The sequence below is a fragment of the Streptomyces purpurogeneiscleroticus genome (genome assembly GCF_020024005.1).
GTDB classification, from domain to species: domain Bacteria; phylum Actinomycetota; class Actinomycetes; order Streptomycetales; family Streptomycetaceae; genus Streptomyces; species Streptomyces purpurogeneiscleroticus.
The window spans coordinates 1-14409 of sequence record NZ_NHSG01000199.1; the positions used below are offsets into that span (position 1 = coordinate 1).

The window sequence follows — 14409 nt, forward strand, 5'->3', positions numbered from 1 at the left end:
CCCCAAAGCCGTCCCCACCTCTCCGGCCGCCATGTTGGGCTGGCTGCGGGGAACCGCGGTCGGCGTGACCGCTTTGAACCGCCCCTCGGCCACGGCGGTGAACACCGCCGTCGTGTCGTGGCTGGTGCCGCCTACACCGATGACGACCCCCACCCGGGTGCCGTCCCAGCCCGACGGGTCCAGCGCGGCGTTGGCGACGGCTTCGTGCGCTGCGGCCAGCGCCAGTCTGATGAACCGGTCGGTGCGCCAGCCCAGTCGCGGGCCGACGGCCGCCGCCAGCGTGTCGTCCTCCACGCGGCAGGAGAAGGACACCGGCAGCCCGGCCAGCTCGGGGTCGGGCGCCGCGGTGGAGGCACCGTCGCACAGCCGGCTCCAGGTGGCGTCCACACCCATACCGGCCGGGGTGGCAAGCCCCAGGCCCGTCACCACCACTGTGCTGTCGGCAGTCATCGCAGCGCGCTCTTCCCGGCGCCGGCGCTGCTGTGCTGCGCCTCGGCCACCGCTTGGGCCAGCGCCCGCCCGGCCTCGGCCAACGTACTCGTCGGCCCCAGACCAAGCTCCTCTTCCTGCAGTTCGACGCCGGTCTGTTCCTCGATCACGACGACCAGCTCCAGCACGGCCAGGGAGTCCAGCTCGAGTTCGTCGAAGGTCGCCTCCGACCGCACCTGAGCGGGATCGATCTCGAAGTGCTCGCTCAGCAATCGTGCGAGCATCGCCTCGTCGAGCTGGTCCTGGGGCGCATCGGTCATGTTCCAGTCCTTAAGCTGTGTGCCGGATGGTTCAGAAGTCGTCGGCGGTCCGAACGGCAGCGCTCGCTGTGCGACCGTGCCCGGATGGCAGAAAGCCGCACCGCCTCGGGACGGATATGCGGCCGCCGCACCGACACGGCAGTGGGCCGCACCCCTGGCCGCCCCGGCGGGCCTGCCGCGTGGGGCGCCGCCCGCCGAGCAGCCACAGACCGCCACCCGGGAGCCGACCAGCGCGATGCCTCTGGGACAGTGCACTCCTCACGCCCGGCCCTCCTGCCCGGGCAACCCCTTCGTGCCCTGTATTACTGCCGGTCCGCCTCCAGCGGCCGGCCGAGCCGGACACGACCGTCCTGAACCCCTGTACGGGCCGGTCAAGACGGGCACAGCGACGAAATGCCGTGTGATGTTCTCGTGGCACAGCAACTCCTCGCGGCCGACCGCGAGGCACAGGCCGGGGAAACGGCGGAAGAGCTCCACCAGTGCCGTACGCACCTGCAGCCGGCCCAGCTTCGCACCGGGGCAGAAATGCGGTCCATAACCGAACGACACATGACGCGCCGGCCCAGAGCGGTCCGGTCGTACACGCCATGCTGCAGGCCAGACGCGGGGATCGACATTGGCGGCAGGAAAGCAGAGCACCACCGGATGGCCGGCGTCGACGCACTGCCCGCCGAGGGACAGCGGCTCGGCGGCAAAGCGCCACACACCGTAAGTGAAGGGGGCGGCCAGGCGGATCGTGTCCTCGACGACGGACACCTCATCCGCCGTACCCTCGATGAGGGAGCGCCGTACCTCCCGCTGCGGGGCGGCCAGCAACTGCAGCACTGCGGCCGGGATGACAGCCAGCGTGGAATCCACTGCCGCGAACACCACGAAGGACAGCGACCCCAGCAACTCGTTCCTGGACACCGCGCCCCCTCGGTACGCGGCCAGCAGCGCGGTGGTGAGGTTGTCCGCGGGACGTCGCCTGGCGTGCGCCACCACAGCCGTCAGCTGCTTCGTCATCGCCGCCGCAGCGGCGGTCATCGCCGGCTCCTGCGGATGCGCCGAGCTGCTCAGCCGCAGGCTGAGCGCGACCAACTCCTGCGTCCGTGGCGTGGACAGGCCCAGCAGATGCGCCACCGCCGCCGTCGCGACCGGCAGCGCAAGATCCGCCACCAGGTCACCACCACCGCGCTCGGCGAACCGGTCCAGCGCACGATCCACCGCTTGGCGCACCACCGGCGCGCACAGCGCGACCGCCTCCGGGGTGAAGAAGGGCCGCAGCAACCTCCGCAGCCGGGCATGATCATCAGCGTCGGCGCTCAAGACATGCCGGCCGACCGAGACACCATCGAGCGGATAACGCCGCACCGGAACACCGTGCCAGGCGCCACGGACCCTGTTCGGATCATGAACCAGCCGGCGATCCCTCGCCGCGGCCTTGAGCGCATCGAACCCCGTCACCGCCCACGCCGCCAGGCCCCCGGGGAGCGTGACGCGGTGCACCGGCCCCACATCGTGCAACCGCTCGTAGACCTGCCGCGCCCCGGATTCGGCGGTGCCCGGCACAGGGAAGGGCAAGGACGGGCACACGCGACGGTGCTCCGAGGGGCAAACCACCGGACGTCCTCCCTTGCTACGCGTCTCGGTCAACTGGGTCATTCACCACCACACATGCCGTGGCGACGTGCGCCGGCTCGGGGGCCACCGCGACGACGAGGGCACCCGCCGCCCGGCCGGCCACTCAGCCCCACCACCAGGCAGTTCAGGCCGGCGCACCGGACGTGCGCGAGCCTCCCTGCCGGCGGTCTCCCACGACTCCGTCCAGCGCACAACGAAGGCGACCAGGAACAGATGCGGCAACTCGCCCGACTTTGCGCCACCGGAGTGATGGTTCCGCCTTTCGCGACACTCCCAGGCAGGGCAGACGTTTCGGGTATCAAGGTGCCGCCCTCCTCCCGCGCCGAGCCACGCACGGCCCGGCGGCACTGCAGCCGACGAGCGAAGAGGACGCCAAGAAACGTGACCATCGCCCTCACCGGTGCCACCGGCTTCCTGGGCTCCCACCTGCTCAGCGAACTGCTGCGGCTGAACCTGCCCGTCATCGCCCTGGTCCGCCAAAAACCCCAGCTCGCCCGTACCCGGCTGCACTGGGCCGTGGCCGCCACCGGAGCCGGCCCAGAACAACTTCGCAGGCTGGCCCGGGTCCGACTGGTACAGGCCGATCTTGAGCAACCCCTCCTCGGACTGGACCCGGACGCCTTCCAACGCCTGGCCCACGAGATCGACATCATCTGGCACAGCGCCGCACACATCGACCTCCAAGCCCCCGAGCACAGGGCACGCCGCGTCAACGTCGACGGCACACGCCGCATCCTGCAACTCGCCGAAACCGCTGACCGACCACCCCACCTGGTGCACATCAGCTCGGCATTCGTCGCCGGACGCCGCCCCAGCGGCACGGTGGCCGAAGACGACCTGGATGACACCCACGGCTTCGTCAACCACTACGAGCAATCCAAGTACGAAGCAGAAGTCCTCATCCGTGACTGGGCAGCCACCCATCCGGCGCGGGTCACCGTACTGCGGCCCAGCGTCCTGGTCACTTCCCGCCCGCTGGCCCCCCGAGCCCCACGCCACCCGCACGCCATCGTCGGCGCCCGTGTGGCGGTACTGGCCTCACGCGGCCTGCAACGGCTCGCCCGACAGGCAGGCCAATCCCTGCCAACACAACGCATGACCGCACGCATCGCCGCCAACCCGCACGCCGCGATCAACATCCTCCCCATCGAATACGCGACCCCCGCCCTACTGCGGCTGGCCACCGCCCCTCATCCCGGCGGAGTACGCACCCACCACGTCGTCCACCCCACCGACACCCCCGCAACAACCTGCCTCCAAGCCCTGGTCGGAGACTTCCCGGACCTCGACGTACGCACAGTGCCCCACCTCCCCGACCCCACGCCGCTGGAAGAGCTGTTGGAGCGCCTCTCACCCGTCGCCTTCGGCTACCTCGCTGTCGGCCGCCGGTATGACCGCAAGGCGTTGAACGCCGCTGACGCAGCAGCCGGCATCACCCCGCCCGCTCCGCTCGACCGGGCCTACCTGGCACGCACCTTCGCCACGCACTCCCCCCAGCCCGAACACGACACGGAACCGGAGACCTGACCTGCGGCCCCAACCGTCCGGGACCAACTGGTGCACCACGCGACGCAACGGCTCGGACAAGGGGGCCACAACACATGCGCGGGGCAGTCCGCAGTCCCTGGCCCTGCAATGGGACGCGAGCCGACCGGCGCTTCGGCCTCGCCCGGGACCTGGCCGCGCAGCCGACCCCGGCCGGGCCCGAGCACCCGTGGACCGGCCGCACCTTCAGCGCAGGCTGCGGTACGGAAGACACCCTCGACGTCGACCTCGTCCTCGTCCTCGTCTCCCCGAGCTGGTCACCGAGATCGACGCCGACGTCGCGCTGGACGGGGCCGGCCGCTGACGACACCCCCTCCGGCTGCTCCGCCCCCGCAGTGCCCTCGCCCCGGCCGACGTACCGCGGTTCGGCCAGGGCTACCAGCCGGCGGCAGGCTGATCCGGTGCCCCGGTGAAGATGAGAGCGAGAGCGGATGCGATGAGGACAAGCCGGTGAGCACCAAGTACGTCGCTCGGCTGCAATTCACGCCGGATGGGGCAGCGGTCGAGGGTGAGTGGACCGCGGCCGCCACCGCCGAGGGCCGGTACACCGAATGGGTCGGGCGCTACGGTAGCAACCCGACTGTGATGATCCAGCTGATCGAGGACACCGACGGCCACGAATGTGTCGTGAAGACCTGGACGGCCCAGGGCGAGGTGGAAGAACCGCAGATGCCGTAGCCGGAGTGGGGCGCCGCACGCGGTGGAGTGTCCATGGACGGCCGAGCGGAGGCGGCGAACGTCCAAAAGAGCGTCGCTCGAGGGCGCCGCCGCCGCGGTCGTCGTCGGCAGTCCCAGCGGTCTGTGCCGGCCCGGCTGACCGCCCGCCTCGAAAACATCCCTAGGCGGGCGGTGCCGTGCGAGGCCGGTAGCCCAAGCCCCCTCACGCGAGGGCCGCGGTGCGCCAGGGACGTGTTAGTCAGGAATTAGTCGATCATCAGCGGTGGCGCACAGGGTGGTGTGCAGGACGCGGAAGGCACCGCGTCCCGGGCGCACTCCATCTACCCAGGGGGTTTCCATGTCGCGCATGACCGCTGTTCGCCGTACCCGCACCGTCGCGGCGGCCTCGCTGATCGCCGCTGCGGCTCTCTCGCTCACCGCCTGCGCAGGCGGCGACACCGCAACCGGTGCCAAGGGGGGACCGTCTCCGGTCGCCACGCCCGTCCACCCGGGCGGTACACCCACCATCGACCCGGGCGGTTCCTCCGGCGGCACCGGCGGGTCCACGGGCGGCTCCGGCAAGGCAGTCGAAGCCAAGGCGGGCAGCGCCTCTGCCAGCTCTTCATCGGCGCGCCGGTGCACCAGCGACCATCTCAAGGCCGCCTGGTCCACCTTCGAGGGCGGCCCGGACATGGACTACGACGGACAGCAGACCGCCCGGGTGGTGCTGACCAACACCGGCACGACCGGGTGCACCCTGGCCGGCTTCCCCGGCGTCCAGCTCCAGACAGCCCACGGCGACACCTGGGACCTGCGGCGCAGCAACAAGAAGCCGGAGACCGTCCGGCTCGACGCCGGCGGAAAGGCCGTCCTCGACATCACCTTCCTGGCCTCGACCCGCGGCGACGACCGGAAGTTCGCACCGCACCAGGTAGTGATCACGCCGCCGAACGAGCGCCGGAACCTCGTGCTGGACTGGCCGTACGGCGGCGCGCTGCTGGATCAGTCCGGCGCCACCCGCCCGGGCACCTTCGTCGGCCCGGTCACCACGACGGAATAAGCCTGGAGGCAGACCTCAGCCGGGTGGGCGGGAACATCGGAGCTGATGCTGGCCCGGCCGGTTGATGTCTTTGCTCTGTCGGCGGGGTGGGTGGTGGAGTCGAAGTGGGACGGGTTCCGCGTCCTGCTCGCCCACGACCAGGAGCAGACGCTGCTGTGTTCCCGGCACGGCACCGCCCTCACGCCCGGCTTCCCCGAGCTGGTCGCCGCGGCCGCGCAGCTGCCATACGACGTCGTCCTGGACGGCGAACTGGTCATCGGGGCCGACGTCCGCCTCGCCTTCGAGTACCTGACGCGGCGGCTGAACCGCCGCCCGGCCACCGCTGCGCGCCTCGCCGAGCAGCACCCGGCCCACTTCGTGGCCCAGGACGTCGACCTCACCGCCCGCACGTACGTCGAACGCCGCGCTGCCCTGGAGGCGCTCTTCGCCGAGTACGGGCTCGGGCCGCCGTGGACGCTGTGCCCGATGACCACCGACGAAGCGACGGCGCGGCAATGGCTGTCGTGGTCGGCCGTCGGCATCGAGGGCGTGGTGTTCAAGCGGCAGCAGCAGCCGTATCTCCCGGGCAAGCGGGCGGGCGGGTGGCGGAAGTACGGCGTTCGGGAGTTCACCGAGGCCATCGTCGGGGCCGTCACTGGCTTTCTGCGCCGCCCCGGCACGCTGCTGCTCGGCCGCTTCGATGCGGCCGGTCGGCTGCGGTACGTCGGCCGCACCACGCAGCTGGCCGCTGGCCTCGGGACCTGGCCGCGCAGCCGACCCCGGCCGGGCCCGAGTACCCCTGGACCGGCCGCACCTTCAGCGCAGGCTGGGGTACGGACGACACCCTCCACGTCGACCTCGTCCTCCCCGAGCTGGTCACCGAGATCGACGCCGACGTCGCGCTGGACGGCGCCGGCCGCTGGCGACACCCTCCAACTGCGCCGCCCGCGTGCGGATCCCGATCCGGCTGACGTCCGCGGTGTGGGCGGGGCAACGGGCCGGCAGCTGGCTGACGGCGATGGGCGGCCGCGCGGGGCCAGGGGCTGGAGCGTGTCTCTTTGATGCGTTGATCAGTCGGACAGGCATGTCCGATCGACTGATCAACGCACTCTGGGGTGTGTCTCCCTCACAGGTGGCGGGTGCTTCTCGACGTCTCTCGCGGCCGCAGGCATGGCCATGCGCGTGTGAGGAGGTGATCGAGAACAAGACAGCCATCGAGGGGACGTGTGGCCAGCGGCATCCCGCAGTCGATCAAGACCTTCCCTGTGCTGCGCAAGTTCCGCACAGGAGCGGTCGCCTGTAGGGGGCGAGTGGTCGGGATGCTGAACCTCCGTCACCTACAGAGGCGAACCTCCGCAGGCTTTGATGACTGTCGGTATTGGATCTAGTGCGTTTAGTGATGGTCTCTTTACGGTCGAAGCGACGCCAACACCGTATCCATGGAGGATTTGTGGCACGCTTCCGCACTCGTCTGGCCCTGCTCGGCTCGGCCGCAGCTCTCGCCGCCGGCGCTCTTGTCCCCGCGCAGTTCGCCGGGGCGCACCCCGCCGCCGCGGCCGAGGATCAGCAGTGGGTCGCCCTGGGGGACTCCTACACCGCCGGGGTCATCCGGGCCGCGGGCAACACCTTCGAAATCCCGCGCGACGGCTGCGAGCGCACCGACCGGTCCTACCCCCAGGTCATCGACCGCGACCTCGGCGGTCTCTTCGACCTGACCAACGTCAGCTGCGGCGCCGCCACCATCGAGAACGTCACCGACCAGGCCCAGGAGCCGATCGGCCGTCACCTGCCGCCCGTCTCCGAGGACCCGGACTACCCCTTCCCCGCGGTGCCCCCTCAGTCCGAGGCGGTGGGCCCCGACACCGACGTCATCACCGTTGGCGTGGGCGGCAACACCCTCGGCTTCGCCGACATCCTCGCCAAGTGCCCGCAGCTGGGCGGCGAAAGCGACGGCATGGGCACCCCGTGCAAGGACGCCCTGGGCGCCGGCCTCCAGACCCGCTTGGACAAGGCGAGCCGGGAGTACGACCGGATGCTCGCCGTGCTCCACGAGCGCGCCCCGCAGGCGAAAATTCTGACCGTCGGCTACCCCACGGTCATCCCTCAGAACACCGCCAAGTGCAACTACGGCGACCTGACGCAGTTCGGCACCATCACCCAGGGCGACCTGGCCTGGCTGCGCACCGACGTCCTGGAGCCCCTCAACAAGACCATCGAGGACTCGACCGGCACCCAGGAAGCCGCCGGCTTCGTCGACCTCTACACCTCCTCCCAGGAGCACAGCGTCTGCGACGACACCAAGTGGATGGAAGGCTTTGTCACCCTTCCCGACCAGCTGTCCTTCGTGCACCCCAACGCCCTCGGCCACCGCAACGCCGCCGACCACGTCGAAGAGGCGATGCTGAACGCGATCAGCTGAGCCGACCCGCACTCGGCACCACGCCGATGATCCCGCAGCGAACGGCCTCCGGCACCAGCCGGAGGCGCACCTACCTCTCGGACTGGGTCTCCACCGAACTGCGTTGGGAGCTGACCGCCGACCGTAGCGAACAGGACACGCTGCGGCAGTACGCCCACGGGTGTGGCAACACCACCGTTGAGTACACCCTCGCGTGAGAGAAACCAGACCTGCTCTCCGCCCGCCCGGGCAGGCGGAGAGGCGGCTGTCCGCGCCTGGCTGCACCGATCCTCGACCTCCCCGAGGGGGACGCCGAAGAGATTACCGCCCTGGCAGACCGCATGGAGAACGAGGCCACCGACGAGGACCCCGATCCTGGCCGTCTGGAGCGGTGGGCACTCAGGCAGTCGCCATCCTCAACTCGCCAGTGCTCAGCGGCGCGCTGGGCAGCGTCCTGGCGCCTACGCGGGAGTCGTCCTCCCCGGCCTGCCCACCAGCTGACGGCGCCGGGTGCCTGCGTCCCTGGCAGGCTCCCGGCTCCATGCCCTTAGTTCAGCCCAATCTCGGTGGGTCTGTTCGATGTCACGCGGGAGCCGGCTGCGGTTCCTCCAGCACCTCGGCGACCTTCCGGGCCATCTGAGCGATGCGGGGCGGCAGGCAGTTGTCCAGGGAGTCGACGTCGTCGCTTGGCCGGGCGCTCAGCCCGTGCAGGCACGCCTCGGTGAACAGCCGCTCCGGGGCGTCCTCGAGCGTGAGCGCGTCCTCGGCATCGTGTCGGCCCCACGCGTACTGCAGCCGGTCCCCGGGATCCTCGGTGCCGGGGGCGGGCTCGCCGGAGGCCGGCGACCTCGTGGTGGTCCGCCTTCTGCGGCCCGGGCGCCCGGTTGTGCTGCTGCCCGGCCCGTAGACGCGCCGCTGCTCGGCGATTCATTGCCCCAGTGCATACGCCTCTTGCTTGTGGTCGCAGGGCACCCGTAGGTGCCCTTGGCGCTAGCGTACCGGTGCGCGGCGGCGTAGCCGCGCCCTCAGTCCTGCCATGCGGTGTCGATGACATTCAAGCTGACCCGCGCTGCGACCAGGCTTGATCGCCTCACGGTGCTCTGCGGCCGGAAGGCCACGGCGGTTGCTGAGCCGCGCCCCGGGCCCCGGTCGCTGCCGCTGTCACGCGGTCGGTTACTTCCTGGCCAGGGTGAGCCCGTCGCAGATGGGCAGCATGACCAGGTCCACGCGCGGGTCATGGACGGCGTGTGCGTTGAAGGCGTGCACGGCGGCCGGGTCACAGCCGGGGCGGGCCAGGCCGGGGTCGGTGGGGTCCAGGACGCCTCCGTAGGCGAAGGTGTTGTCGACCAGGATGAGCCCGCCGGGACGGGTGCGCGGGACGATCTCGTTCCAGTAGTCGATGTAGCTCCCCTTGTCGGCGTCGATGAAGGACAGGTCGAGGAAGGGGTCGGGAGCAAGGGAGCGCAGCGTGTCCAGGGCCGGGGCGATGCGCAGGTCGATGCGGTCGGCGACGCCGGCCCGCTCCCAGTAGGGGCGGCCGATGTCGGTGTAGTCCTTGCTGATGTCACAGCAGATCAGGCGTGGGGCGGGCCCGGCCAGGCCGCGGGCGAGGCACAGCGCCGAGTAGCCGGTGAACGTGCCGACCTCCAGCGCGTACTGGGCCCCGGTGGCCTGGGCGAGCAGCGTCATGAAGGTGCCCTGGTCGGCGCCGATCTGCATGACCGCGGTAGGGCCGAGGGCGCGGGCCGTCTGTTCGCTCAGCTCTCGCAGGAGCGGATCCTCGGGGCTGCTGTGCTCCAGTGCGTACGTGGACAGGCCGGCGTCGAGGAGGGGCGTTGCCCGGGTCATGGCGGGGCTCCTAGAAGTAGGTGGGCCAGGGCTCGCGGTGCAGGAAGGCGGGGCGCAGGGCAGGGGCGACGGGGTCGTAGTAGCGGTGGAAGACCGGGGTGGTGGAGCCGGAGATCGGCGGGACGATCCAGCTCCAGTCGGCCGGGACGGGGCGGCCCGCGGCGTGTTCGCGTGCGACGTGCGCGAGGAAGCGCCGGGCCTCGGTGTGGTGATCGGTGACGGAGACCCCGGCGGCGTGGAAGGAGTGGAGAACGGCGAGGTTGATCTCGACGGCGGCGCGGTCCTTCCACAGGGTGTCGTCGCGGGAGGTGTCCAGGCCCATGCGACCGGCGACCTCGGGCAGCAGGTTGTAGCGATCGGTGTCGGTGAGCGGGCGGCCGATGGTGGTGCCGACGAACCAGCCGTTCTGCGGGGCGGCCGGGTAGGTGATGCCGCCGACCTCCAGGTCCTGGTTACAGATCGCGATGATCGTGTACCAGCGCAGCCCCAGCTCACCGAACCAGGCGAAGTCCGGGTGGACCAGGGAAACCTCGCGCACCGCGTCCGTCGGCACATCGAACAGGTGCGGCCGGGCCTCGGGTGCCGTCTGCACCATCAGCGGCAGAATATCGAACCGCCCCTCGCGCCCCCCCCCGGGCGGAGCCCAGCCCCACCGCTTGGCCAGCCCGGTCAGGTCGGCATTGCGGGACTCACCGACGCAGGTGCCGTCGGAACGGCAATGCCCCGCGTAGGAGGCGATCTGCTGGTTGAGCAGCCGAGCACCCGGACGCCCGGGACGGTCGGGCGCGAAGACGGTCAGCGTGGGATGGATGCGACCACCATTGTGCGCCTGCCGCAGATGCCCCCAGCACCCCTCGGCGATCTCCTGCGGGGTGGTGAGACGCCGCATGTCCCGCACCACCAGGCTGCGCCAGTAGAACCGGCCGATACAGCGTGCCGCGTTCCGCCACGCCACCCGCGCCCCGAACTCCAGCTCCGCCGTGGTGTGCGTGTAGGTGCCTGCGCGGTCGATCTCCGCACGTACCTGGCGCAGACGGAGCTCCGGATCACCCTGCTCCGGGCGCTCGGCGTGGAACTGGCGGATGAACTCCTGCGCCTGCGCCATATCCGCGTGGCCGTCTGCCGGTCCGACTGCCACCGGTGGTGCCCCCAAAGGCAGCACGTCTCGTGCTGCGTGTCTCTCTGTCACGCACGTCCACAACGCCCACCCGAGGCCGTGGTCACGCGGAGGATCCAGAGACCACCGGTACGGCGGCACAGCGCGCCGTCTCCCCGACCCCAAGGCGAAGGAATCTGCCCATCCGCCACAGACCGTCACCGATCAAGGCATATGACACAGCTACTCAGCAGGAAGTAAGTCTGGCCTTCAGCTATCCGAGTCCTGGCCGTCGTCGCCCCATGCGTCGACCACGAGATACTCGCGCAGAAGATCGCCTGTGAAGCTGAACAGCGCCGCGCGCTGATGAACTTGGCGACGTCTTTCCGTGGTGGGTTGCGCGGCTAGCCCCGGGGCGTGCTAGCCGCGTGCCCGTAGGTGGGCTGTAGCGCTGTGACCTGCAGGAAAAGCAGGAGTTGCGGGGCTAAGTACTTCCCGTTCCAAGGTGACGCCACTCCCGAAGGCGCCTCGGGGCCGGCACACCTCTACGAGTGAAGGAACAGCCATGCCTGCTACCCCCACGGCCGCTTCTACCCAGCAGCTGCTGGTGGCGCTTGCTGCTGCTCAGCCGTCCGGCGAATCGGACCGCGTCCTGCTGGTCTTTGTTGTGACGGTCGTCGGCCGCGCCAAGCTCATCGACCACCAGCTCGCCCAACTCGCCGAACTCGGACTCCGCTTTCCGCGGCTGGCCACGCCGCTGCAGGTCGCCATCGCCGGAGCGATGGCGTACGCCGCCGTCATCGCGCCGCTGCTCCGTCAGTAACCGCCGCCCTGGCCATTTCATTCGCAAGCTGACTGTGCCGGCGGCCACCACCGTGACCGCCGGACCGGCCGTCACAGCCCCAGGTGCGCGCGTATCAGCTCGGTGAGAGGCTCATCCAGTGCGACGCTGAGGACGAGCAGCACCACACCCGTGGCGGCGGTCGCACCGATGGTGTAAGCGAAGCCCTTGCCGAAGTCGACACCGAAGAGCGTCACGCACCGCCACAGCACCGCCCGCAGCCGGGCGATGAGAAGTCGGCAGCGGCGCGCCAGGCGGCGGCCGCGCGGGCAGGCAGAGGCGGGCTGCACCGCCGCAGCGCAGCATCTACACGTGCTGCTCGGAAGAAAACCGATCGCCAAGGTCGTGCTGACGGTGCTGCACACCGGCGGCAAGTCTGGCGGGATGAGCGGCACGGGCTGAGCCCCTGCTTGTCCGCCGTTGCGGGCAAGCAAGCAGGCAGACAGCACTTTCCCACTCCCGGGGCGAAACCGCGGCGAAACGGCCGAAGCCCTGCGGAGGGGCCCGGCCCTCTGCTACCACCGAGACCCGCAGACGCAACGACCGCGGGGAGCGGAAGGGAGGTGGTCGCGATGAAAGCAGAGCGGCGGGTGGGCAACCTGCCCGACGAAACCAGCCGGCTGGTCGGACGGCGGGCGGAGCTGGAGGAGGTGGCCCGGCTGTGCGGGCGGTCGCGGCTGGTGACCGTGACCGGGGTCGGGGGCGTGGGCAAGACCCGGCTGGCGCAGCGGGCAGCGACCGAGCTGCAGCCGGGCTTCACGGACGGGGCATGGTGGGTGGAACTGTCCCCGCTGCGCGACGGCAGCGCGCTGCCGTACGCGATCGCCGAGGTGTTGCCGCTGGCCGACCAGACCACCCGGCCGATGATCGAAGTGGTGGCCGAATACCTCGCGGTCCGGCAGTTGCTACTGGTGTGGGACACCTGCGAACACCTCCTCCAGGACTGCCGGGAGATGGCGGCGACGCTGCTGACCGTCGCGCCGGGCCTGCGGATCCTGACCACCAGCCGCCGCCCGCTCGGCCTGCACCTTGAGGAGATGCTCAGCCTCGACCCGCTCCCGCTCCCCAAGACCGACGCCGACGAGGCGGCGGACGCGGTGGTGCTGCTGGCCGACCGGGCCACCCAGACCGTGCCCGGCTTCGCCATCACCGACGCCAACCGCACCGAACTGGCCGCCCTGTGCCGCCGCCTGGAAGGACTGCCCCTCGCCCTGGAACTGGCCGCGGCCCGCCTGCGCGAGATGCCCCCGGCCGAGCTGAACAAGCGGCTGGACGACCGCTACGCCATCCTCGGCAACACCGACGGCGAGGACTCAGACGCCACCCCGCCCTGGCACCAGGCGCTGCGCACCGCGATCGGCTGGAGTCACGAGCTGTGCACCCCGGCCGAACGCCTGGCCTGGGCACGGCTGTCGGTCTTCGCCGGCACCATCGGCACCGCCGCGGCGCGCCAGGTGCTGGCCGACGAGCACCTGCCCGCCCACCAGGTCCCGCACCTGCTGACCGCCCTGGTGGAAAAGTCGATCCTGACCTGGGTACCCACCGGGGCCGAGGAGCGGTACCGAATGCTGGACACCCTGCGCGAATACGGCGCCCACTGGCTGCGCAGCCTGGGCGAGGAACGGGCAGTGCGGCACCGACACCTCACCCACTACCTGCACCTGGCCCACCAGGCGGAGGACGCCTGGATGGGACCCGACCAGATCACCTGGTACGAGCGGATGGTCGCCGAACACGCCAACCTCCGTGCCGCATTCGACCACTGCCTCGCCGAGGAAGACCCACCGGCCGCGCTGGAGCTCGGCGGGACGCTGTGGTTCTTCTGGCACGCCTGCGGCTTCGGCAAGGATGGGCAGCACTACCTGCAGCGGGCACTGGCGCCGGAAACGGCGCCCGGACCGGTCCGCGCCAAGGCCCTGTGGGCCTGCGGAATGGCCGCCTACGGCCAGGGCGACACCGAGACCAGCCTCCGCTACGCCGACGCCTTCCGCAGGGCCGTGGCAACGGAGGCCGACGAGACCGCACCGGTCGCCGCGGCCTTCCTGACAGCCGCCAGTCTCGCACTGAGCGGCCGGCCGGCCCCGGCCGTGGAGATGCTCGACGCGACGCTGCACACCCGGCCGACAGCCGGGCGGTACGACGCCGCCTGGATCCTGGCCTGGATGACCCGCGCCTACGCCTTCGTCCACCTCGGCCGGTTCGCCGAGGCCGCGGCGACTGCCGCGGCCGGACGCGACGAGTGCGCCGGGCGCGGCGAGACCTGGGTACGCACCTACGGCGACTACATCTGCGCCCTGGCCGCCCAGGGACGGGAACGGCCCGAGGAAGCCGCCGCCCACGCCCGCAGCGCCATTGCCGGAAAACACCGCCTGCACGACAGCACCGGCATCGCCATCACCGTCGACCTACTCGCCTCCGCGACCATCGCCTCCGGGCACGCCGAGCATGGCGCCCGCATTCTCGGCCTGGCGGACCAGATCTGGCAGACCGTCGGCACCCCCCAACTGGGCTCACCGGAACTCATCGCAGCCCGCACCGCGTGCGAAAAGACGGCCCGCCGCCTCATCGGCGATGACGCCTATCAGACCGCCTTCCACACCGGCTGCACCATCG

The 14409-nt window shown here is 70.8% G+C and carries 15 protein-coding genes; 9 read left to right on the forward strand and 6 right to left on the reverse strand.

The features are described from left to right. The 3 genes from CCS38_RS12950 to CCS38_RS35530 form a co-directional block, all read right to left on the reverse strand. Nucleotides 1-450: beta-ketoacyl synthase N-terminal-like domain-containing protein (locus tag CCS38_RS12950; protein ID WP_308050796.1), on the reverse strand; the 450-nt coding region annotated here is incomplete at its 3' end. Continuing rightward, complete coding sequence (locus tag CCS38_RS12955; protein WP_223733390.1) at nucleotides 447-749, reverse strand: acyl carrier protein; 303 nt, start codon at nucleotides 747-749, stop codon at nucleotides 447-449. The genes CCS38_RS12955 and CCS38_RS12950, both read right to left, overlap by 4 nt. A gap of 258 nt (nucleotides 750-1007) precedes the next feature. Then, nucleotides 1008-2300 (reverse strand): cytochrome P450, encoded by a 1293-nt coding sequence (locus CCS38_RS35530; RefSeq protein ID WP_223733391.1) that lies wholly within the window; start codon nucleotides 2298-2300, stop codon nucleotides 1008-1010. Nucleotides 2301-2753: 453 nt separating this feature from the next. On the opposite strand from CCS38_RS35530, the gene CCS38_RS12965 reads away from it, so the two are divergent. From CCS38_RS12965 to CCS38_RS12995, 7 genes are all read left to right on the forward strand, one after another. Continuing rightward, complete coding sequence (locus tag CCS38_RS12965; protein WP_223733392.1) at nucleotides 2754-3899, forward strand: SDR family oxidoreductase; 1146 nt, start codon at nucleotides 2754-2756, stop codon at nucleotides 3897-3899. A 74-nt stretch (nucleotides 3900-3973) separates the two neighbouring features. Further along, the gene (locus CCS38_RS12970; protein WP_223733393.1) at nucleotides 3974-4330 is read left to right on the forward strand and encodes a hypothetical protein; all 357 of its coding nucleotides are present in this window, start codon (nucleotides 3974-3976) and stop codon (nucleotides 4328-4330) included. A gap of 37 nt (nucleotides 4331-4367) precedes the next feature. After that, nucleotides 4368-4595, forward strand: coding sequence for a hypothetical protein (locus CCS38_RS12975; RefSeq protein WP_223733394.1), 228 nt, complete (start codon nucleotides 4368-4370; stop codon nucleotides 4593-4595). A gap of 346 nt (nucleotides 4596-4941) precedes the next feature. Further along, the gene (locus CCS38_RS12980) at nucleotides 4942-5634 is read left to right on the forward strand and encodes a DUF4232 domain-containing protein (protein ID WP_223733395.1); all 693 of its coding nucleotides are present in this window, start codon (nucleotides 4942-4944) and stop codon (nucleotides 5632-5634) included. A gap of 45 nt (nucleotides 5635-5679) precedes the next feature. Further along, complete coding sequence (locus CCS38_RS12985; protein WP_223733396.1) at nucleotides 5680-6675, forward strand: ATP-dependent DNA ligase; 996 nt, start codon at nucleotides 5680-5682, stop codon at nucleotides 6673-6675. Between the two features lie 388 nt (nucleotides 6676-7063). Beyond that, a complete protein-coding gene (locus tag CCS38_RS12990; RefSeq protein ID WP_223733397.1) occupies nucleotides 7064-8032 on the forward strand; it encodes an SGNH/GDSL hydrolase family protein in 969 nt (322 codons plus the stop codon). 26 nt (nucleotides 8033-8058) lie between these two features. After that, nucleotides 8059-8229, forward strand: coding sequence for a hypothetical protein (locus CCS38_RS12995; RefSeq protein ID WP_223733398.1), 171 nt, complete (start codon nucleotides 8059-8061; stop codon nucleotides 8227-8229). Between the two features lie 955 nt (nucleotides 8230-9184). On the opposite strand, the gene CCS38_RS13000 is transcribed toward CCS38_RS12995, so the two are convergent. Both CCS38_RS13000 and CCS38_RS13005 read right to left on the reverse strand, forming a co-directional pair. Then, the gene (locus CCS38_RS13000; protein WP_223733399.1) at nucleotides 9185-9859 is read right to left on the reverse strand and encodes an O-methyltransferase; all 675 of its coding nucleotides are present in this window, start codon (nucleotides 9857-9859) and stop codon (nucleotides 9185-9187) included. A 10-nt stretch (nucleotides 9860-9869) separates the two neighbouring features. Continuing rightward, complete coding sequence (locus CCS38_RS13005) at nucleotides 9870-10964, reverse strand: nitric oxide synthase oxygenase (protein ID WP_223733400.1); 1095 nt, start codon at nucleotides 10962-10964, stop codon at nucleotides 9870-9872. A 556-nt stretch (nucleotides 10965-11520) separates the two neighbouring features. Between CCS38_RS13005 and CCS38_RS13010 the strand changes: the two genes are divergently transcribed. Further along, a complete protein-coding gene (locus tag CCS38_RS13010) occupies nucleotides 11521-11778 on the forward strand; it encodes a hypothetical protein (RefSeq protein ID WP_223733401.1) in 258 nt (85 codons plus the stop codon). Nucleotides 11779-11849: 71 nt separating this feature from the next. Here the strand turns inward: CCS38_RS13010 and CCS38_RS13015 are convergent, their stop codons facing one another. Next, nucleotides 11850-12086: a hypothetical protein gene (locus tag CCS38_RS13015; protein ID WP_223733402.1), complete on the reverse strand. Its 237-nt coding sequence runs from the start codon at nucleotides 12084-12086 to the stop codon at nucleotides 11850-11852. A 282-nt stretch (nucleotides 12087-12368) separates the two neighbouring features. Here CCS38_RS13015 and CCS38_RS13020 point away from each other — a divergent pair. Continuing rightward, a partial coding sequence (locus CCS38_RS13020; protein ID WP_223733403.1) for an ATP-binding protein occupies nucleotides 12369-14409 on the forward strand: 2041 nt, incomplete at its 3' end.

What these genes read in the sequence shown, in the direction of transcription:
- CCS38_RS12955 (WP_223733390.1), bottom strand. Translation starts at nt 749, where the DNA reads ATGACCGATGCGCCCCAGGACCAGCTCGACGAGGCGATGCTCGCACGA.
- CCS38_RS12970 (WP_223733393.1), top strand. Translation starts at nt 3,974, where the DNA reads ATGCGCGGGGCAGTCCGCAGTCCCTGGCCCTGCAATGGGACGCGAGCC.
- CCS38_RS12980 (WP_223733395.1), top strand. Translation starts at nt 4,942, where the DNA reads ATGACCGCTGTTCGCCGTACCCGCACCGTCGCGGCGGCCTCGCTGATC.
- CCS38_RS12985 (WP_223733396.1), top strand. Translation starts at nt 5,680, where the DNA reads ATGCTGGCCCGGCCGGTTGATGTCTTTGCTCTGTCGGCGGGGTGGGTG.
- CCS38_RS12995 (WP_223733398.1), top strand. Translation starts at nt 8,059, where the DNA reads ATGATCCCGCAGCGAACGGCCTCCGGCACCAGCCGGAGGCGCACCTAC.
- CCS38_RS13000 (WP_223733399.1), bottom strand. Translation starts at nt 9,859, where the DNA reads ATGACCCGGGCAACGCCCCTCCTCGACGCCGGCCTGTCCACGTACGCA.
- CCS38_RS13005 (WP_223733400.1), bottom strand. Translation starts at nt 10,964, where the DNA reads ATGGCGCAGGCGCAGGAGTTCATCCGCCAGTTCCACGCCGAGCGCCCG.
- CCS38_RS13010 (WP_223733401.1), top strand. Translation starts at nt 11,521, where the DNA reads ATGCCTGCTACCCCCACGGCCGCTTCTACCCAGCAGCTGCTGGTGGCG.